Origin of the sequence: Vreelandella nigrificans (genome assembly GCF_002374315.1) — a bacterium.
GTDB lineage: Bacteria > Pseudomonadota > Gammaproteobacteria > Pseudomonadales > Halomonadaceae > Vreelandella > Vreelandella nigrificans.
The window spans coordinates 1-19,642 of sequence record NZ_NWUX01000024.1 but is presented as its reverse complement, the minus strand read 5'-3'; the positions used below and the strand labels follow the sequence as shown (position 1 = coordinate 19,642).

Here is a 19,642-nt window from a genome sequence, read left to right as displayed (position 1 = left end):
TTCCCTCCGCTGTATCCGCGACAGCGGTATCCATTCCTGTATTGAGCTGATTCAGGGATATCGTGTTATCCATGGGCCAACTCCTCCCTGTGAGTCGTGGCAACGCCAGCAGATAAGCGGGCCTTACTGCCAGCTTGATAGCCTGCCGTGGTGGCATGCAGATCGTGTTGCTTTAATGCTTTGTGTTCACGGGGCTGCAGAGACTCCAGCTCTCCATAACGAAGCTCCCGATATTTACGATGGAGTTCTCTCACTTCGTCAGTGAGTGCTAGCGGGGTTACTACCGTATACGCTCCAGATACCCACGCTTCTGCAAACGCATCGCCACGGCGAGTTTTGGTATCCCGCTTAAGACGCTTGTTGAGCGTCCTCTGGAAAGCTCGACGGTCACGAATTAGCTGCCTCTGTAGAACCACATAGGCATAAGCAGCGACCTGGGCGGAATCCTTCGGACCGAAAAATTCGTAGCGGCCGCAAATACGAATTCCATCGCGATCGCGACGAGCGGAGTACACAGTGGAGGTGCCAAACACCTGGTTGATCAACTGAGCAAGCAGCTCCAGATAGCGCGGTGGTTTTTTTCCCGCTGCGGTATCGGCATTCGCCATGTCAAAATCAGCTAATGCAAGATCCTCTTGGTTGATACCGTATTGGGCCATCAGGGTCTGTGCCTGACGCAGTGCGATGCCAGCTTCGTTGTCATTGGCACTGTTCGACAATGCTAAGCACCGCTTGATTTTGCGCATCACGCGATCAGGGATCATGCGACACCTCCAGCTCTGGAGGCGCCCACGAAAGGGTGCCGGGCGCATCCCATGGTAGATTGATGGGGCTCTAGCAAAGCAACCTTCAAACTACTGGCCAAAGGAGGCCCGACATAATGGAAAAGATGGAAACCCAGTTCTCTGTGACATGTGAAATTGTTGATAGCGATATCGAAGTACCCAGTGGTCGGGGGTACGCCGTTATCCCCATGTCTGGGAGTCCGCCAGTTCTTCCACGCGAAGGTGAATTGTTTGGCATGAACACTAACGTTGCTGATCCAACGAGTCCATGCAGCGAATGGCATCGGGTCAAGAGAGTGTTTCATCATTTCACTTACCCTCAGGACGGCGATCGTCCCATTTGCTATCACCATGTGACGTTGCTGCTAGAGCAGATTTGACGTCATCCGGAGAGATACGCAGTGCGCGTAGCACCCGCTTAAATTCTTGATAGGCTTGTGTCAGCCAAGCTTGGGGCTGATGTGTGCCTTCCGCTCGCAGAAAAGTCTCGGCATATACCTCGCCAAGCTCCCAGTCTTCTTTCGGACGTTCCTCAGGCGTGTTGAGGAGATCGCTGGCAAGCTCCAACATCAGCGCCACTTCCTCGCCCAACTGGCTTTTCCCGACAAGAAAAGGCTTCATCGCATTGAGCATGTCCACAGACTGGACGTCGAGCAGCTGCATAGCCGTCAGAAAGTCGCAATAGGCAATGCGTCTCCACAGGCCTGATGAACGCGGCGTCTCTGAGTGGGCATTGAGGCAGGCCCTGATCCAGTCCCCGCCAAAGTGGCTATTGTGCGAATGATCCAAGTACTTCTGCATATCTTCAGCAGGCTGATCGATGCTGGAATACAGCTCCAGTAGCACTCTCGTGGTGGGTGACTTAGTTTGTAAGGCCATCAGTGCAGCTCCTGTTCATCACGCTCAGCACGGCGTAACTGGGCAATCGCGTTAAGGGATGCCCTATGGCTGTCGCTCGGTGTGCAGCTGGTAAAAACGGCAGCACAACCTGGCTTTGTCAGCCTGATGTGTCCGCCACGCGTGCGACTTACCTGCCAATTGTTCGACGTGGCATAACGGATGACTTTTTCAATTCCTTTAGTACCGCGTAGCTGACGAGCCATGCCGCACCTCCTTGAGTAATTGCTCACTGAGACTCATCTGGTCACGAAACAGATCGAGCTGCCCTTCCAGGCTTTGAATCAACTGACGGCGTTGTTCACGCAGGGAGCAGCACTCTTTTTCGAGTGCTCTCAACTCATCGCGCAGGGCCTGCAACCGAGTCTCTAGATCATGTAGTTCCTGAATTGGATTGGGCGCATGCTCAGTGCGTGCCATGACGAGACCCTCCTAATGGTTCTTGCTCAACCCACATCGGCCGTTTGCGCTGGACAATCTTAAGAGCTCCTTCAAGGCTGTCAGCATCACCCCACCAGGTAGGCGTATTACCAGTGCGGCCGTCGAGACAACGCACGTGAAAGGCTTGGCCATTAGGAAAGCGCTCAAGCCACTTGGCGCGGATGTTCTCCTGATTATTGGCCCACTCGTGCTCGGTCATTGGCTGACTACCAACCGCTAGGACACGACTTGCATAGCCGTCATAACTTTCGATGCCTACCTCAAGCTCACGAGTAACAATGTAGGGTCGGTTCCACCAGTGGCTCTTCTCAACGAGTGTGAGTTCATGAGGCTCATGCCCCTCCTCGAATATCGAAGGCAATACTGGGTTCAGCAGTACCCCATCATGGCAATCCTCTGCGCGATACCAGTGCGGGGCGGGGTCAGGGGTGGTAAGTGAAACTGGATCGAGCTTGATCCTCTTCAGTGGTGTTGTCGGGGGAGTACCAGACTTACGAAGCGCATTGAGCTTCAGCCATACCTGTTGCTCAATGAGCCGCTGGAGGGGACTACTACTGACGTCAGGCTCAGTGGTGTCGATACTCTTGAGAATGCCAGCGATGGTTTCCTCGTCATCCTCAAGATGTACGTGAAACCAGTTTGGCGTGGTACCGTGAGGCAACTCACCAAATTCGATTGCCTCTCGCAGAGCGTGACCATCAACCCATGCAATGTATTCATCAGGGCTGATTCGGCAATAATCGACTTGTACCCATAGTTTGTGGACCTTCCGATTATCCGACTCGAACCAGTCGTAGAACACGGTCGAGGGTTTGCTGAGTGTGATCTCCCTCATGACCATCCCTCCTGTTTGTGTTTCCATTCAAGTGATTCGAACCGAGTCGACTCTCCTAAAAAGCTGAGATGCACAGTACCTAGAGGCCCATTACGCTGCTTCGCCAGAATGAGTTCTGCGAGGCCAGTGTTGTCGGGATCATCGGGGTAATAGACTTCGTCGCGATAGACGAAGCCAATCACATCCGCGTCTTGTTCAATCGCGCCGCTGTCGCGCAGATCAGCCATCACTGGCCGTTTATTGGGGCGGGTCTCAACCCCCCGGTTTAGCTGAGAGAGAGCGATCAACGGACAGCGAAGGTCTTTTGCAACGCCCTTCAAAATTCGGCTGATTGCGCTGATCTCAAGGTTTCGGTTTTCACTGTTGCCTTCCGAAAGCAGTTGCAGATAGTCGACCAGAATTAGAGAGGGGGTTCCGTGGCGGCGAGCTAAGCGGCGAGCTCGCGCCTTGAGGGTCGAAGCTGAAATCCCAGCAGCGTCGTCAACAAACAGCCTACCTTCCAGTTCCTTGATACGCAGCGTCGCAGCAGCCAGTTTCGACCACTCTTCTCCCTCCAGATCACCTGTCCGCAGTTTCTGAAGGGATATACGACCAATGCTAGCCAGCCAACGCAGCATTAACTGATCTTCCGGCATTTCGAGTGAGAACACGAAGACCGGCCCAGAAGCGGTGGTTGCTTTAGAGAATAGGGCGTTTTCACACAGCCCGAGCCCGAAGGCGGTTTTCCCCATGCTGGGGCGTCCCGCGATGATGATCAGGTCACTAGGCTGCCAACCAGCAGTCATACGATCCAGATCTGGGTACCCTGTCGGAACACCGGTAACACCACCATCGCTTTGGCAGGCGGCATCGATCTTGTCGACAGCGCGGTTGAGCATGTCGGTGACGCTGCTGAGCTCGCGGCCACCACGCTCCTCAACGATGCGGAAAAGCGCTTGCTCACCCGCCTCGATAATGGATTCGGCAGTCTGCCCAAGAGGATTGAGTGCCTGGCGATTCATGTCAGCGGCGGTCTGAGCTAGGCTTCTGAGTTGATAGCGATCACGTACAATATTGGCATAGGCAACGATGTTTCTTGCTGAGGGAGTATTGCGAGCCAGTTCAGCAAGTGCAGCAAGACCACCAACAGCATCCAGTTGGTGGCGAGTCTCTAAAACCTCAGAAACCGTCACAACGTCCAGAGGGGAGTCGTCACTAGCAAGTGTACGCATGGCATCAAACACCATGCGGTGAGCAGGACGATAAAACATGTCTGCCGACAATTGGTCAGCAATTTCATCCCATGCATGGTTATCGAGCATCAATCCGCCTAGCACCGATTGCTCAGCCTCAATACTGTGCGGCGGCAATGCCTCGAAAAGCGATGCTTCGTAATCAGGCACCGGTATCATTTCATTAGTGGCGGACATCGTTCTTCCCTCCACCGCGAACTGACATCGAGTTGATAGCGCCCGCCCAATCAGGATTGAACTCGCACGCGACGGCCTTGATCAGGTCCGCCCCTGCTGGGGTTACACGCCGATAGGGCTTTACTGGTTCATAACGATGTATTGGCTCGCCTGCTGCTCCAGCCATCTTAAATGCAGACAACATACGGAACGCACTACCCAGAACTCGAACCCGCTGACCTTGGTCAACATTGAACATGCTGCGCAGGGATTGAGCGACTTCCTGAGAGTTCCGGGTTTCATCGAGTTGATTGAGGAGTAGGGACAACGGAGGGACAGACAGAGATGTGTAACGGGTCAACAGCTCTAGATCATCGAACATGCCTAACGTGCCACGCACAAACTCACGTGCCGCCAGTACATCGGCGGTGATTGGCGAGAGGGCGTGATCGGCAGCAAGCGTAGCTGCCTCAAGAGTGATGGAGCGTGCACCTTGAGTGTCGAGCAGGATGATGTCGTAATCGGCCAGTGGGCCGGTTTCGAGCAGCTGGGACAGTCGGAAGCGCCCATCCGGGGCATTTAACAGTAGCTGTTGCAGTTGACCTTGATAGTCATTTGAAGCTACTAGATCGAGGCCATCTATCACGGTACGCGAGATGATGCGCTCAGCACGAGTTTCGCTGAGAGCCATCAGTTCGTAAACGCCGCCCGGCGCCTCGTAGGAAAGAGAGTAGTAACTGGAGAGAGTGGGCTGGATATCAAAATCTACGAGCAATACTCGGAAACCTGCATCCGCCAGAAGACCGCCCAAGTGGGCTGACGTTGTTGTTTTCCCAACGCCACCTTTCGTTGATAGTACGGTTATTATACGCACGCCAAAATTCCCCGTCTCTGTAGAAAGATCGGAGGAAAATCATTTGACTGGCATGTCTTCGAGAATCGTCAAGCTAACGCTTTTTTACCATCACATGATGGTGCCGACACCAGGAGTCGAACCCGGGACCTACTGATTACAAGTCAGTTGCTCTACCAACTGAGCTATGTCGGCGCTTCACGTTTTCTTGAGAAAATGACTGCATTGCTATTAGGCTTTGCAATCAACAAGAAATCTTGTTGGCAATGGCTGGGGTACCAGGATTCGAACCTGGGAATGCCGATACCAAAAACCGGTGCCTTACCACTTGGCGATACCCCAACGTTTGGTGGCCAGAGACGGAATCGAACCGCCGACACGGGGATTTTCAATCCCCTGCTCTACCAACTGAGCTATCTGGCCGCTGCCAACGGTGCGTATTAAACTAAAAACTCCGCTTTTCGTCAATACCTTTGTGAAACTTTCTTTCTAGTCACGCGGTTAGGACAGACTCGATACTAATTACACCAGGGCCAAAGCCACGTCTTCCGTGGCTTTTAGGGACCTTCTCTACAGGCTAAGCTCAAGCGACACTTCACATACTAGGCCTGAGAGGGTGGTACATAGCCTTCTGCCTGGTCTGTTTCTTCATTGTCCAGGTAGCGCTGCATCTGCTCCATCAGATAGGCCCGCGCCTCAGGATCCAGCATGTTTAGATGCTTTTCATTGATTAAGCGTGTTTGTAAAGCCTGCCACTCTTCCCAGGCTTGCTTGGAAACCGTAGCCTGAATCTCTTGGCCCTGCTTACCCGGTAGCGGTGGAAATGGCAGGGCGGGCAGTTCTTTTTGATACTTGCGGCAGAAAACCGTGTGGCTCATGGAGTACTCCTATGCATAGTGCGAAGGGAAAGTTTGAATCAAGCTTGTATCGTTAACGCGATGGCCCTGGGGTCGGGTCCAGGGCAAATGGCGCCAATTGGCTTAGTAACGCTTTCACCGGTGCTGCTAAGCCTAGCTCAGGTGGTCGGTTAACGTCATACCATACGCCGCTTTCTCTTACGCCGCTCAGCCTATCGCAGCTGACCGGCTGGGGAGTAATCGTCAGTCGAAAGTGGCTAAAAGTGTGAGTAAAGCTAGGCAGCGCTGCATGGCGCTTGGGGGCAGCCACATTATCTTCTAGCCAGTCATTCAGCTCGCCATGGCACTCAAACTGAGGCAGGCTCCACAAGCCACCCCATAATCCGCTTGGTGGCCGCTGCTCTAGCCATACCCTCCCCTCTCTGTCACTCAGCATCAACATAATTGTTTCCCGCTGAGGCAAGGACTTTTTAGGTTTAGATTCGGGAAAGCGCTGCGGCTCGCCCTGAGCGTAGGCGCGGCAAACATCGTCAAAGGGACAAACCAAGCAGTCGGGTTTGCTGCGTTTACACAGTGTTGCCCCGAAATCCATCATCGCCTGGGTGAAGTCAGCAAGGCGAGTCTCAGGGGTATAGTACTCAGCAAGAGACCAGAGCTGGCGCTCCACCGCAGGCTTTCCTGGCCAGCCTGCAATAGCGTGCAGCCGGGTGAGCGAGCGCTTTACGTTGCCGTCTAAAATCGCCGCCCGCTGGCCAGTGCTTTGGGCAATAATCGCACCAGCGGTAGAGCGACCGATGCCAGGTAGCGCCATTAGCGCTTCAACGCTTTCGCAGGGGAGTTCGCCACTATGTTCATGCACAGCTACCTGGGCTGCTTTATGTAGGTTACGAGCGCGAGCGTAGTAGCCAAGCCCTGTCCAAAAGTGTAGCACCTCATCCTGGGGGGCATTCGCTAGGTCCCCTATGGTAGGGAAACGCGTGATAAATCGCTCGAAATAGGGGATCACCGTGGTGACTTGGGTTTGCTGCAGCATGATTTCAGACACCCACACTCTGTAGGCGCTGCGGGGCGATTGCCACGGTAAGTCATGGCGGCCGTGCAGATCGAACCAGTTAAGCAAACGGCGTTGAAACTCTTCCGCCGCTAGGCACGGCGTCGGCATATCTGCCATGATCTCTCCTGAGGGTGCTTGCCATGAAAAAGCGCCGGCGATAAGGCCGACGCGTGCAGGTTGTGTTGCATCAACGCAGGTTGGGCAAATTAGTTAAACAGACGGCGGATACCTTCACGAAGCTCCTGTCCAGCCCCTTCCCCCAAGCGCTCATCAATGCGGTCAAGGGAGTCTCCTAACCGCTCTTCCAGCTCATCTGCCACGCGGCTACCAGCCTCACTACGCAGCAGGTCGACCACAGAGGCTTGGAAGGCCCTGCGATCAAAACGACACCACTTGGTTTTATCATCTCCCAGATGCCCTTCACAGAGTACGGGGAGCGATAGCTCTTCTAAACGTGCATTAACTCGACAAGCAGCATCTGCAGTATCTACTAAGCGAGCGTTCGTCCTGGTAAGAAAGTTCATACTAGTGAGATCAAGCTCTCCCTCACCCTGCACATTAATCCCTGGTAACGTGATCAGTAGGTCATCACTAGACACCACGCCATTGCGCACTTGAAGAGTTGCATCGAAGCGCTCAAAACGCGTATCAGGGTGCCAGTCACGCAGTGTACCCTCACCTTCCAGCTGGGCGACAAGTTCACACATTTCCTGGGAGATATTGGTTTCCAAAATAGCGCCGTCAGTAAGCCTAGCGGTTAATCCACCATTAAGATTATTGGTGAGCACGTCGCGAGTATTCCCCTGGGTAGTAAGCGCGCCCTCTAAGTTGAAGCGCCCACGCAGCGGCGACGCTTCTTCGCTGAAAGTCTCAATCAGCGGCGCCACCTGTACATTGCTAATGTACGGAGAGAACTGCCATTGGAGTACGCTCTCGCTAGCATCAAGGCTTCCAGTGGCGTTGAGTTCACCGCCATAAAAGCGCGACTCAAACGCCGATAGCTGATGCACACCATCGCCGCCGCGTAGCTCTATGCGTGGCTCGCCGAAAGTAAGCCCAGCAAGTTGAAGCTGATTAAGGCTTAGCTCTCCCTCGAGTGCCAACGTGCTAAGCCACTCTTGAGGCAGCAGCGCACCGTCTGTTTGCGCGAAGGCTGTGCGCATCAAGCCACGGCTAGCTTGTTGCGCCGTCACACGCCCTGGCAGGTAGTGATCCAGGTTGAGCTGGTCGCCTTCTAAATCGAAGCTTAGCTGAGTGCCATCAAGCGCAGCAGATACTGCACCGGTAAAAGTGCTGCTATCAACCACCAAGGAGAGACGTGGTAGAGAGACTTGCTCCCGATTACCTTCAATCGGGCTAGTCATTGCCACATCACTAAGTGCGGCTACATTGGCAGTATTAAGTGTAACACCCGCCCGAGATAACCATGGCCTTAGGGTAAAAGGCGCTGCGGTAAGCTGGCCACTGTACTGCGGTGCATCCCAGAGTTGCTCAATATTTATGTGGCCACTAACCCTCAAACCATCTGGCCCAGTAAGTTGAGCATCTTTAATCTGGGCCGTTTGTGTCCTCCAGTTACTCTCCAACCCAAACGCCAGTGAAAGCGCAAGGCTACCCTGCCAGTTTTCAGGGTGGCGTAAGCCTGCCTCTAATACGCCCTCATTAATGGTAAGTTGCTGCTCGCCCAGACGGGCTACGATTTCTGCGGCGTTAAGGCTTAGCTGCTGCGGATCGCTTTCGTCGGAACGTCGGGTACGGGTGGTTAGCTGAGTATTTTCAAAGGTTAGCCGCTCGTCATCCAGCCCAAGCCGCAAGCGGGTTTCCAAATTTACTTCGCTGGTCAGTTCGGGCGTGCGCTCCAGTGCTTCAGCGTCCAAGCGGTTATGCTTGGTGAGTGTAAACATTGTTTTTAACGGGAAGGAGCGTACCGGGTTAACGTTGCTACCTGATACATTCAAAGGCTGAACCCGCCATAGCGCTTGTTCTTGCTCATCACGAAAGCGGATATCGGCACCCTTTACTTCTACGTTCGCAATGTTGAGCACCACCGACAAGCTGCCGGCGTCTACATGGGGCCCAGCGCTTGCGGGCGCCAGCACAGTTTCGGCAGTTTCATTACTTTGCTCTGCCAGGCGATCAAGCAGTGGCTGCCAGTTACCTTCACCCTCTGCATTACGCTCAAGGTTTAACCGCATACCATCAAGGGTTAACCCATCAATAGCAATTTCGCCTCTCAGTAGCGGCGCAAAGGCAACACTCACTTCTGCTCGCTCAATCGCTGCAAAGGAGGCATCCTCAGGTGACTGCTCTGGCAGCCATGCACGTGCACGCTCTACACCAACGCCAATACGCGGGTAAAATGACCATGTGATGGGGCCTTCAAGAGCAAGGTTAAGTCCGGTTTGCTCTTCCACAACGGCAGTTAAGCGAGGTTTGAAGTCCTCTGGGTCTAAAAAGGTGGTGACATAGACCACTGCGGCGACAGCCACCATGGCTAAAATACCAACTGCGGCCAGCAAAATACGTAATAGCTGTTTCATTACCCTTTCCCTTGTGGGTCTAGCTCAACAAAACCACTGGTGACTGGGGAGTTTGGCTCGGCGGGCTGCTCGGTTGCCACCGGCCGATAACCCAGCTTGGAGAGCAGCACTTGGTCGGCGAGCGGCAACTTAGCGGTCGCAATACGCAAAACTCGCCCGTCCTGTTTTGCTTGCTCACCTAACAAGGCCATCAGCCGTGTGCCTACTCCTCGGCGCCGTGTGGTTTTTCGTACACACAGCTCAGATAGCCACCACGCACGGTCGTTGGCCTCTTGAACCGCCACCGCTCCTAATAGACGATCATTAAAGTGCGCGCAGGCAAAAAAGTGCTGCTGATTTAAATGCTGCTGTATAAATGGCATAACCGTTGGGGTAGGTATACGCTCCTGGGGCGCATCTTCATATATGCGCACCAAGTCGATTCGCACCTGCTCTTCTGCTTCCCAACGGGCCTGGTCGACATACTGCATTGTCACCGGCATGGTGAAATCCTCTTTGCCGAAGCAGTTAGACTGCTATTCTACCGCCATTAAAGGCGGCTACATTTCGCGCATTGTAGCGGATGGGGGCGCCGATTCTCTATAATGGCCGTTTTGGCCATAGGTTATGCCTTGATTACACGGTGGTAACGTCACCCACACCCCTTAGAGTGCGCCAAAGCGCAGGAGATGCAACATGTCAGCGCGTATTGCCACGGTAAGCCGTGACACCAACGAAACGCAGATTACGGTCAGCGTCAACCTTGACGGCGAAGGCCGTCTCCGCTGTGAAACCGGCGTCCCGTTTCTGGACCACATGCTTGACCAAGTGGCGCGGCATGGAATGGTGGATCTCGACATTCAGGCCAACGGTGACCTGCATATTGACGACCATCACACCGTAGAAGACCTGGGCATCACCCTAGGCCAAGCATTTTACCAAGCGATTGGTGATAAGCGCGGCATTTACCGTTACGGCCACGCCTATGTCCCGCTTGATGAGGCGCTCTCTCGGGTGGTGATTGATTTCTCTGGTCGCCCTGGCCTTTTTATGAATGTCGACTTTACCCGCGATACCATTGGCCGCATGGACACCCAACTCTTTTGGGAGTTTTTCCAAGGCTTTGTGAACCATGCACGCGTGACGCTGCATATCGACAACATAAAGGGCTTTAATGCTCACCACCAGGCTGAAACTATTTTTAAAGCCTTTGGCAGGGCACTGCGCATGGCAGTGGCAGAAGATCCACGTATGGCGGGCCAAATGCCGTCCACCAAAGGAAGCTTATAATGCTGAGCACTCTTGCTAACGATATGACTGCTAGCACCCCCTCGCCTACGACGATAAGGAGTGCTTCATGACTATCGCGGTAATTGATTATGGAATGGGCAACCTACACTCTGTGGCGAAAGCGCTGGAACACGTCACCCATGAAAATGTGATCATCACTCGCGACCCACGGCGCATTCTAGGAGCCACACGCTTGGTATTACCTGGCCAGGGCGCTATTCGCGACTGCATAGGTGAGCTTGAACGCACCGACTTGCGCGGTTTAGTGGACGATATTCTGAGCCGCCAAGCCAAACCCTTGCTGGGCATCTGCGTAGGCCAGCAAATGCTGCTGGAACGCAGCGAAGAGAACGGTGGCGTAGATTGTCTGGGCTTTTTCCAAGGCAGCGTTGACCGCTTCCCAGCCAATATGCGCGACGAGCACGAACAGCGCTTGAAAGTCCCCCACATGGGGTGGAACCTAGTCTCACAGCATCACGATCACCCACTATGGGCAGGCATTGACGATAACGAGCACTTCTACTTTGTGCATAGTTACTACGTGAATGCAGTCGATGACGCACAAGTGTTCGGCACTACCCAATATGGCAAGGTGAATGCCCACGTGGCGATTGGCCGTGATGCAACGTTTGCTGTGCAATTCCACCCAGAAAAAAGCTCCCGTGCGGGCCTTCGCCTGCTGGAAAATTTTGTCACCTGGACGCCCTGAGAGGTTTCACTATGTTGGTAATTCCCGCGATTGATCTCAAAGACGGCCAGTGTGTGCGCTTGAAACAGGGCCGAATGGAAGACTCAACCTCTTACGGTGACGACCCTGTTGCCATGGCTGCCCGATGGGTAGAAGCAGGCGCTCGACGCTTGCATTTGGTTGATCTCAACGGCGCCTTTGAAGGCAAGCCGATGAACGGCGATGCAGTAACGGCCATTGCCCGCGCTTACCCCAACCTGCCTATTCAAATTGGCGGTGGTATTCGCACAGCAGAAACCATTGAACACTATCTGAATGCGGGCGTCTCTTACGTAATTATCGGCACCAAAGCGGTCAAACAGCCAGAGTTCGTGGGAGAGATGTGTCGTGCTTTCCCTGGCCATATTATTGTGGGCTTGGACGCTAAAGATGGCTTTGTAGCCACCGATGGATGGGCAGAAGTCTCGACCATTAAAGCAACCGAGCTCGCCAAGCGCTTTGCCAACGATGGTGTTTCCAGCATCGTTTACACCGATATCGCCCGTGACGGCATGATGCAAGGGGTTAACGTTGAAGCCACTGCAGCCCTTGCCCGTGAAGGCGGCTTACCGGTGATTGCTTCTGGTGGCGTCACTAACCTGGATGATATTCACGCACTGTGCAACGTTGCTGATAGCGGCATTCTAGGCGCCATTACTGGCCGCGCTATTTATGAAGGCAGCTTGGACGTAGCAGAAGCTCAACGCTTAAGCGACCAGCTTACCGGAGGCAACACATGAGCTTGGCCAAGCGTATTATTCCATGCCTGGATGTAGATGCCGGACGTGTCGTCAAAGGCGTTAACTTTGTGGGCATTCGCGATGCAGGCGACCCGGTCGAAATCGCCCAGCGTTATAACCTACAGGGCGCCGACGAGATTACCTTTCTAGACATTACCGCCAGTCACGAAGACCGCGCGACAACGGTTGAAATGGTAGAGCGCATCGCCGGCGAAGTGTTTATTCCTCTGACTGTTGGTGGTGGTATTCGCACCTGCGACGATATTCGCACTATGCTAAATGCAGGTGCCGATAAAGTCTCGATCAATACCGCAGCCGTTACCAATCCAGAATTTGTCCGCGAAGCCGCTGAGCGCTTTGGTAGCCAATGTATTGTGGTCGCCATTGATGCAAAAAAAGTGTCTCAGGAAGGCGAAGCCGACCGCTGGGAGATTTTTACCCATGGCGGACGGCGCCCCACGGGCCTGGATGCCATTGAATGGGCCAAAAAAATGGTGGAATTTGGTGCAGGAGAGCTGCTGCTAACCAGCATGGACCGCGACGGCACCAAAATTGGCTTTGACTTAGGTATCACCCATGCAATTTCCGAGGCAGTCAGCGTGCCGGTAATTGCCTCTGGCGGCGTAGGTAACTTGGATCACTTGGTGGATGGTGTGCTTAAAGGCGGTGCCGATGCGGTATTGGCGGCAAGTATCTTCCACTTTGGTGAGCACACGATTCCCGAGGCGAAGCGCTATATGGCGGAGCGCGGCATCGAAATGCGGCTTTAGGAGTTTGACATGCCTCGCGCTTATCCATGGTTGGGAGGACTGGCAGGGATTTGGCTGAGCGCATCTGCCTCTGCTTCTTCTCTGTCTAACGAGCCTCTCGTACTGGAGCTCGATCATATGCTGGTGCAAACCAGCCTACTAACCCGTCACTTCAGTCCAGACCCGGAGCATACTAACCAACAGAATTTAGTAAGCATTGAGCTACACAACCCAGATCGCTGGTTAGCGGGAGCAGCGTGGTTCAAAAACTCCTTCGACCAGCCCACCTGGTACTTTTACGCTGGCCGAGAGTTTCCGCTTGGCCAGCTAACCGAAGAAATTCATCTAAGAGCCAAGCTGACAGGTGGCTTGCTACGCGGCTACAAAGATGAGTTTCGCGACAAAATTCCTTTTAACCACTACGAAATTGCACCGGCAGTATTACCCAGCATTGGCATACAGTGGGGGAGCTTTGAGTCGGACCTTATCGTTTTCGGAACAGCAGGGATGATGATAACGGCTGGCTGGCGATTTTAATCAACCGGTTACTCGTCCTCATCATTGAGCGACAGCCCCAAATTACTAATACCATTGTTACGGCCTAGCTGACGAATCTCTTTAAGGGATGTCTTGCTAATAGGCTCACTCACAGCCTCTAAAACGGCGTCCTGAAAGTCGTTTTCATCAGCCATAAGAGGATGGTCACGGATAACCAGCGCAAGCGTCTGGGCATCCTCTTCGCCTTCAGTCAGCTCAATAAAGGCTCGCACACCGGCTCGCGAGGTACGGCTAACGTCCAGCACAGCTTCAGGGGATTCACCCTGTAGCGTGTCCAGCAGCGCCGACACTGAAACCACTGCGTCTAGCGCACGGCGTGCACCAAAGCTTTCATCCGACTCAGGAGGCTCACACTCGGCAAGCTTTTCAGCCTGACGGGCGAAATCAATACTCGCATTGGGCACGCTTAGACGCTCCCACACCAGGTTGAGCACGGTACGTACGGTATGCCCATCGCCATAGCCAGAGGTCTGCTCGTAAAGGGCGTAGTTGGGCAGCAAACGCTCACACAGTGCCGCCATAAATGCTTGCTGAGCGGGCAGCGGAAGCAGTTGCAAACGCTGATAAAATCCTTGGGGTTTAGCCACCATGCTGATTTCCTGACTCACAATATTGGTGAAATGAACGCGATACGTTATCGTCGCACATACGTAGCGAAGAACCCTCGCTGCGTTTGATATATTGGCCGGCGAGGAGATTGCCATGCATATTCATCTGCTACAGCACGGCCCTGACCATGTCCCAGCCCGCCTTACCGACTGGCTTGAGAGTATGGGACATAGTTACACCGTTTTTCATCTCTATGCAGGGGAACTCACCCCACGCTTTGGAGAGTGCGATGCACTTATTGTACTCGATGGTCCAGAGCTGATGTTCAAAGAACCTCCTACTTGGTACAAAACAGAGCGCAAGCTGATCCATCGCTACCTAGACGGACAAAAGCCTGTATTAGGCATTGGCCTGGGTGCACTATGGATTGCTGACATGCTAGATGCCGTTGTTGCTCCTGGCACCTATCCTGAAATCGGCTGGCATGACGTTACCCTGGCACCAGAGAGCACCTTTGATTTACCCGAACAGTTTGAAGCATTTATGTGGCATCGCTATGTGTTTAGCTTGCCAGAAAGTGCGCTCCCGTTAGGCGGCAGTGTAGCAGCACCACTACAAGGGTTTTCATGGGATGCTGGACGAGTTGTCGGCCTACTGTGTCATTTGGAAGCTACCGCAGCCAGCGTATCAACACTGCTTAGTACAAGCACGCGGCCTCAACCCAAAAGTGCTGCTGCTGGACGCTTTATGCAAAGCGACGAGCAAATCTTAGAAGACGCAACTCGCTTTCATAAGTTAGCACCACTGCTTGACCGCATGATGACCCAGTGGCTGAAAACCACTTAACAAATCCGTGGCTGGCCTGCCCCATAAGGCTAAACAACACAAGGAGAGTGGCAGGATTAGCCAATCACCTCTATCTGCACGTTCCCCTGCGGTGTTGTCATAACACCAAAAGGCTCAAGGCTAATACCGTGTTCACGCCCGATTCGCTCAACGTCATCTTCCCAGGCAGGATCAACACTAATCAACAAGCCTCCCGAGGTTTGTGGATCACACAGCCATTGCCAATGGGCTTCATCCATAGCGGGTAGCGCTGTACCGAGAGCATCACGGTTACGTAGAGCACCACAGGGGACTGCCCCTTGCCGGCGATAGGTTTCAGCTTCCACAAGACGTGGCAGTCGACGGAAATCAATCTGTGCCATCACTCCGCTGGCACTACACATTTCAGCTAGATGCCCGGCAAGACCAAAACCAGTCACATCGGTCATCGCATTGACGCCCTTCACCCTGGAAAGCGCAATACCAATCGTGTTGGGCTTTAGCATGGTTTCCCGGGCAAGCCCGTGGTGACCTGCCTCCAGCAAGCCACGCTTTTCAGCGGTGGTTAATAGCCCGATACCCAGCGGTTTGGTAAGAAACAGTAGGTCACCGGGTTTTGCTTGGCTATTCAGCTTTAGCTGCTCAAGATTCACCAGACCATTCACGGATAAACCAAATATTGGCTCCGGTGCATCAATGGAGTGTCCGCCGGCCAAGGCAATGCCCAGCTCGCGACATACCGCCTGAGCACCGGCCACTACATCACCTGCAATTTCGGAGCTAAGCTTCTCGAGCGGCCAGCCTAAAATCCCCAGGGCCATCACTGGTGTCCCGCCCATGGCATAAACATCGCTAATGGCATTGGCAGCCGCAATCCTGCCAAAATCGAAGGGGTCATCAACGATCGGCATAAAGAAATCAGTGGTGGCAATCATGCCTCGGCCATCGCCTAGATCATACACCGCAGCATCATCACGTCCCTGGTTGCCTACAATAAGCTGCTTATGTCCTGCGGCAGGGCCAGCCTTAGTAAGAATACCGTCAAGCACGTCAGGGGCGATTTCGCAGCCGCAGCCTACAAAGCGGCTATATTGAGTTAACCGAATCGTACTCATGATGCCTCTCCTTACTCGTTAACGTAGTCCTGACGTTAGCCTTCTGGATCAAAGCCACTCTATAAAGCATAGCCTACGTTAGAGTGCTTCTAAGGCATCACTTAATTTATCGACAGGAATCACCTCCATCCCCTTTGGCGATTGCTTGGGCGCATTGGCACGGGGCACGATGGCGCGTAAAAAACCGTGTTTAGCGGCCTCGGCAATACGTTCTTGGCCGCTGGGTACCGGGCGTATTTCTCCCGACAGGCCCACCTCGCCAAACACTACTAGCTCTTTGGGCAACGCCCGGTTTTGTAGGCTGGACACCACCGCAAGTAATACCGCCAGGTCAGCACTGGTTTCGAGCACTTTCACCCCGCCCACTACGTTGAGGAATACGTCTTGGTCACCAGTGAATAGCCCGCCATGGCGATTAAGCACCGCCAATAGCATCGCCAAGCGGTTCTGATCCACGCCGACCGCCACACGGCGGGGATTACCTAATGCAGACTCATCCACCAATGCTTGCACTTCCACTAAGATAGGCCGCGTACCTTCCCACACCACCATTACAAGGCTGCCCGGCGCCTGCTCTTCCTGGCGCGATAGAAAAATCGCACTGGGGTTTTTCACCTCTTTCAGACCCTGCTCAAGCATGGCAAACACGCCCAGCTCGTTGACTGCACCGAAGCGGTTCTTCTGGCCACGCAGGGTACGAAATCGAGAGTCTGCCCCTCCCTCTAACAGTAGCGATGCATCAATCATATGTTCGAGCACTTTAGGGCCTGCTAGAGTGCCATCTTTGGTTACATGACCTACCAGCAGTAATACGGTATTCGTTTGTTTGGCAAAGCGTGTCAGCGCCGCCGCCGATTCACGTACCTGAGCAACACCACCAGGTGCTGAACTGATGTCCTCAAGGTGCATGGTCTGAATAGAGTCGATCACCAGAATCTCCGGTTTCTCGCGCTCGGCGACGGCTAAAATAGTTTCAACACTGGTTTCCGCCAGCATCTTTAGCCCATTAGTGGGTAGCTGTAAGCGGTGCGCTCGCATCGCCACCTGGGATAGTGACTCTTCTCCGGTGACATAGAGAATACGCCGCTGCTGGGCCAGCTTACAGGCAGTCTGTAGTAGTAGCGTGGACTTACCCGCCCCTGGATTACCGCCGAGCAACACTGCCGAACCAGGCACCAAGCCGCCCCCCAATACACGATCAAACTCAGCAAAGGTGGAAGTTAAACGCGGCACCTCGCTTAAATCAACATTGCCAAGATCTACCACATCGCGGGATAAATCACCTGCGTATCCAGCTCTACCGGCCGTGGTGCCACTGCCAAGACGCGCGCTGGCCAAGCGAACCTCACTCAACGTGTTCCACTCTTGGCAACTAGTGCATTGTCCCTGCCACTTCCTATACTCAGCACCACACTCAGTACATACAAAGGCACTCTTTACTTTCGCCACTGCCATTTTGCTCCCATCACACACTGCTCGGCAGAAAAAACAAAAGGCGGCCAATGGCCGCCTTTAAGTGTTACGTCAGAATTATTGACGCCTCAACTGCAGCATCTCGCCGTTCTCAAAACGACGGCGTTCAGGATCAATTAACTCAAGCGTGCGTGCATCAATACGCATGAAGTAATAGATCTGCCCGTCACCATCAGGCGTTAGCTCATACACCGTCGCATCTGGATCAGACGGTGTACCGGTTAGCACCTCCCAGTTACCCGCATAGTTTTCATCTGGCGGCGTTTGGGGATGATTACGGTAAGTTGCATCTAAAGTGAACGTCCTTGCTTCAGGAGCGCTCGTCTCTTCACCCACTAAATTTACATCTAGATCAATGCCGTCACAGTTACGACATGGCAGGGTTCCTTTATAGTTAACCTGCGATCCACTCACTCCCGCCTCTTCGCGCTGTTCTGTCGGGCCTGCTGCGCAGCCCGCCAGCAGTGCCAACATAGCCGAACCGGCTAGCAAACTCCTGAATTGCATTGGGTGTCTCCTTATCGTGTTGGACATACATTCTTTTCGCGCGCTTATGACAGCATAACCGCTACAAGGTGCAACGCCCACCCCTAGTCAGGGCGGAAGTGGTTGTTATAACGCTGCAGCATAGGAATGCTTGCGCTATGACAGCCATCAGGCGACCATGTTGTCATTACTGCTAGGATAATCAGGTTACCCTTATGAGCCAATACTGGAGTCCCGCCGTTAGGGAATTAACCCCTTACGTGCCGGGTGAACAACCCCGTGAACGCGTTATCAAACTAAATACCAATGAAAATCCTTATCCACCTGCGCCTGGAGTAAGCACAGCACTGCGCGATTACTCGACAGATCATCTACGCCTTTATCCTGACCCGACATCAAGAGCACTACGCGAGACACTTGCTGCAACCTATGGAGTAAACGTAGAGGAGACTTTCGTCGGTAATGGCTCTGATGAAGTGCTAGCCTTCGCCTTCCAGGCCTTTTTCTGCCATGGTGCACCGCTAGACGTACCGTCGATTACCTATAGTTTTTATCCTGTCTACGCCAACTTATACGGTGTCACGCTACGCAAGCATCCGCTGAACGCCAAATGGGAAGTAGACATGGATGCCCTTGCCAGCGTTACAGAGAGCAGTGGTGTTATTTTTGCTAACCCTAACGCCCCCACTGGCCATGCCCACTCTCTAGAAGCCATTGAGACTCTGCTAAAGCGCGTTACTGATCGTGTTGTCTTGATAGATGAAGCGTACGTAGACTTTGGCGCAGAAAGTGCGGTGGAACTGGTTGGCCGTTACCCCAATTTACTGGTAACCGGAACGTTTTCAAAATCACGCAGCCTAGCGGGCCTACGCTTAGGCTACGCCATTGGCTCACAGGAGTTGATCGAAGGCCTGCAACGCGTTAAGGATTCGTTCAACTCATATCCAGTTGATAGCTTAGCCAGCTTAGTAGGCATTGAAGCGCTTAAAGATAAACAGCACTTTGACGCCTGTCGAAATAACGTTATCACCACACGCGAGCGCACCCGTCAGCGCCTTGAGCAGTCAGGCTTTGAAGTACTGCCCTCAAAAGCCAACTTTATACTGGCTCAACACCCTAAGTTTGCAGGCGCCCAGTTATTTGCAGGCCTTCGTGAGAGGGGTATTTTAGTACGCCATTTCAATACCGACATGCTCAACAACTTCCTGCGCATCACTATCGGCACTGATGATGAGATGGATAGCCTCGTAGAGGCGCTAGAGGCAATCTGCCGCTAGTTATTAACACCATCCCATGCACATAACCATGCACATAAAAAAATCCCCCAAGGCACCAGCCTTGGGGGATTTTTATTGAAACAGACTTAAAGTGGACTAGCGCCCAACAAAAAACCCCAGTTCCTGTTGGAACTGGGGTTTTTCTTAATAAGTGCCTGACGATGACCTACTCTCGCATGGGGAGACCCCACACTACCATCGGCGCTAAGCGGTTTCACTTCTGA

22 protein-coding genes, 3 tRNA genes and 1 rRNA gene are annotated in these 19,642 nt (G+C 53.4%); 7 read left to right on the top strand and 19 right to left on the bottom strand.

All coding sequences use genetic code 11. The annotated features are described in order from the left end of the window. Positions 1-65: 65 nt before the first annotated feature. The 14 genes from CPA45_RS18955 to CPA45_RS18890 form a co-directional block, all read right to left on the bottom strand. The gene (locus CPA45_RS18955) at positions 66-764 is read right to left on the bottom strand and encodes a DUF2786 domain-containing protein (RefSeq protein ID WP_165771585.1); all 699 of its coding nucleotides are present in this window, start codon (positions 762-764) and stop codon (positions 66-68) included. Between the two features lie 330 nt (positions 765-1,094). After that, on the bottom strand, positions 1,095-1,664 hold the full coding sequence (locus CPA45_RS18950; protein WP_096654254.1) for a hypothetical protein: 570 nt from the start codon (positions 1,662-1,664) through the stop codon (positions 1,095-1,097). Continuing rightward, on the bottom strand, positions 1,664-1,888 hold the full coding sequence (locus CPA45_RS18945) for a type II toxin-antitoxin system HicA family toxin (RefSeq protein ID WP_096654252.1): 225 nt from the start codon (positions 1,886-1,888) through the stop codon (positions 1,664-1,666). The genes CPA45_RS18950 and CPA45_RS18945 overlap by 1 nt, the downstream gene beginning before the upstream one ends. After that, positions 1,863-2,102, bottom strand: a complete 240-nt coding sequence (locus CPA45_RS18940; protein ID WP_096654250.1) for a hypothetical protein — start codon at positions 2,100-2,102, stop codon at positions 1,863-1,865. Before CPA45_RS18940 ends, CPA45_RS18945 begins: the two co-directional genes overlap by 26 nt. Continuing rightward, positions 2,089-2,958: a hypothetical protein gene (locus CPA45_RS18935; protein WP_096654248.1), complete on the bottom strand. Its 870-nt coding sequence runs from the start codon at positions 2,956-2,958 to the stop codon at positions 2,089-2,091. Before CPA45_RS18935 ends, CPA45_RS18940 begins: the two co-directional genes overlap by 14 nt. Further along, positions 2,955-4,367: a replicative DNA helicase gene (dnaB, locus tag CPA45_RS18930; RefSeq protein ID WP_096654246.1), complete on the bottom strand. Its 1,413-nt coding sequence runs from the start codon at positions 4,365-4,367 to the stop codon at positions 2,955-2,957. Before dnaB ends, CPA45_RS18935 begins: the two co-directional genes overlap by 4 nt. After that, positions 4,354-5,220, bottom strand: a complete 867-nt coding sequence (locus CPA45_RS18925; protein WP_096654244.1) for a ParA family protein — start codon at positions 5,218-5,220, stop codon at positions 4,354-4,356. Before CPA45_RS18925 ends, dnaB begins: the two co-directional genes overlap by 14 nt. 98 nt (positions 5,221-5,318) lie before the next feature. Beyond that, a tRNA-Thr gene (locus tag CPA45_RS18920) sits at positions 5,319-5,394 on the bottom strand. A 72-nt stretch (positions 5,395-5,466) separates the two neighbouring features. After that, a tRNA-Gln gene (locus CPA45_RS18915) sits at positions 5,467-5,541 on the bottom strand. A 5-nt stretch (positions 5,542-5,546) separates the two neighbouring features. Beyond that, a tRNA-Phe gene (locus CPA45_RS18910) sits at positions 5,547-5,622 on the bottom strand. Positions 5,623-5,801: 179 nt separating this feature from the next. Continuing rightward, positions 5,802-6,077, bottom strand: a complete 276-nt coding sequence (locus CPA45_RS18905; RefSeq protein WP_096654242.1) for an oxidative damage protection protein — start codon at positions 6,075-6,077, stop codon at positions 5,802-5,804. Between the two features lie 52 nt (positions 6,078-6,129). Then, positions 6,130-7,227, bottom strand: coding sequence for an A/G-specific adenine glycosylase (gene mutY, locus CPA45_RS18900; protein ID WP_096654240.1), 1,098 nt, complete (start codon positions 7,225-7,227; stop codon positions 6,130-6,132). Positions 7,228-7,316: 89 nt separating this feature from the next. Further along, positions 7,317-9,650, bottom strand: coding sequence for an AsmA family protein (locus CPA45_RS18895; protein ID WP_096654238.1), 2,334 nt, complete (start codon positions 9,648-9,650; stop codon positions 7,317-7,319). Continuing rightward, complete coding sequence (locus tag CPA45_RS18890) at positions 9,650-10,132, bottom strand: acetyl-CoA sensor PanZ family protein (RefSeq protein ID WP_096654236.1); 483 nt, start codon at positions 10,130-10,132, stop codon at positions 9,650-9,652. Before CPA45_RS18890 ends, CPA45_RS18895 begins: the two co-directional genes overlap by 1 nt. Before the next feature lie 193 nt (positions 10,133-10,325). On the opposite strand from CPA45_RS18890, the gene hisB reads away from it, so the two are divergent. The 5 genes from hisB to CPA45_RS18865 all read left to right on the top strand — a co-directional run bounded on the left by hisB (position 10,326) and on the right by CPA45_RS18865 (position 13,672). After that, positions 10,326-10,919, top strand: a complete 594-nt coding sequence (gene hisB / locus CPA45_RS18885) for an imidazoleglycerol-phosphate dehydratase HisB (protein ID WP_078090051.1) — start codon at positions 10,326-10,328, stop codon at positions 10,917-10,919. A 67-nt stretch (positions 10,920-10,986) separates the two neighbouring features. Continuing rightward, positions 10,987-11,628 (top strand): imidazole glycerol phosphate synthase subunit HisH, encoded by a 642-nt coding sequence (gene hisH, locus CPA45_RS18880; RefSeq protein ID WP_096654234.1) that lies wholly within the window; start codon positions 10,987-10,989, stop codon positions 11,626-11,628. Between the two features lie 11 nt (positions 11,629-11,639). Then, positions 11,640-12,386 (top strand): 1-(5-phosphoribosyl)-5-[(5-phosphoribosylamino)methylideneamino]imidazole-4-carboxamide isomerase, encoded by a 747-nt coding sequence (gene hisA, locus CPA45_RS18875; RefSeq protein WP_078090049.1) that lies wholly within the window; start codon positions 11,640-11,642, stop codon positions 12,384-12,386. Then, on the top strand, positions 12,383-13,156 hold the full coding sequence (gene hisF, locus CPA45_RS18870; protein WP_096654232.1) for an imidazole glycerol phosphate synthase subunit HisF: 774 nt from the start codon (positions 12,383-12,385) through the stop codon (positions 13,154-13,156). The genes hisA and hisF overlap by 4 nt, the downstream gene beginning before the upstream one ends. Positions 13,157-13,165: 9 nt before the next feature. Further along, positions 13,166-13,672 (top strand): hypothetical protein, encoded by a 507-nt coding sequence (locus tag CPA45_RS18865; protein WP_096654230.1) that lies wholly within the window; start codon positions 13,166-13,168, stop codon positions 13,670-13,672. A gap of 8 nt (positions 13,673-13,680) precedes the next feature. Here CPA45_RS18865 and CPA45_RS18860 read toward each other — a convergent pair whose 3' ends face one another. After that, complete coding sequence (locus CPA45_RS18860) at positions 13,681-14,283, bottom strand: YjaG family protein (protein WP_096654228.1); 603 nt, start codon at positions 14,281-14,283, stop codon at positions 13,681-13,683. Positions 14,284-14,395: 112 nt separating this feature from the next. On the opposite strand from CPA45_RS18860, the gene CPA45_RS18855 reads away from it, so the two are divergent. After that, on the top strand, positions 14,396-15,088 hold the full coding sequence (locus CPA45_RS18855; RefSeq protein ID WP_096654226.1) for a type 1 glutamine amidotransferase: 693 nt from the start codon (positions 14,396-14,398) through the stop codon (positions 15,086-15,088). Between the two features lie 56 nt (positions 15,089-15,144). Here the strand turns inward: CPA45_RS18855 and selD are convergent, their stop codons facing one another. The 3 genes from selD to CPA45_RS18840 form a co-directional block, all read right to left on the bottom strand. After that, a complete protein-coding gene (gene selD, locus CPA45_RS18850; protein WP_096654224.1) occupies positions 15,145-16,182 on the bottom strand; it encodes a selenide, water dikinase SelD in 1,038 nt (345 codons plus the stop codon). Positions 16,183-16,260: 78 nt separating this feature from the next. After that, a complete protein-coding gene (gene radA, locus CPA45_RS18845) occupies positions 16,261-17,631 on the bottom strand; it encodes a DNA repair protein RadA (protein ID WP_096654370.1) in 1,371 nt (456 codons plus the stop codon). An 81-nt stretch (positions 17,632-17,712) separates the two neighbouring features. Continuing rightward, positions 17,713-18,162, bottom strand: a complete 450-nt coding sequence (locus CPA45_RS18840; protein WP_078090043.1) for a copper resistance protein NlpE N-terminal domain-containing protein — start codon at positions 18,160-18,162, stop codon at positions 17,713-17,715. Positions 18,163-18,356: 194 nt separating this feature from the next. Here CPA45_RS18840 and hisC point away from each other — a divergent pair, with 194 nt between their 5' ends. Then, positions 18,357-19,418, top strand: coding sequence for a histidinol-phosphate transaminase (hisC, locus tag CPA45_RS18835; RefSeq protein ID WP_096654222.1), 1,062 nt, complete (start codon positions 18,357-18,359; stop codon positions 19,416-19,418). A 153-nt stretch (positions 19,419-19,571) separates the two neighbouring features. Here hisC and rrf read toward each other — a convergent pair. Further along, positions 19,572-19,642, bottom strand: a 5S ribosomal RNA gene (gene rrf, locus CPA45_RS23300); the annotation flags it as partial.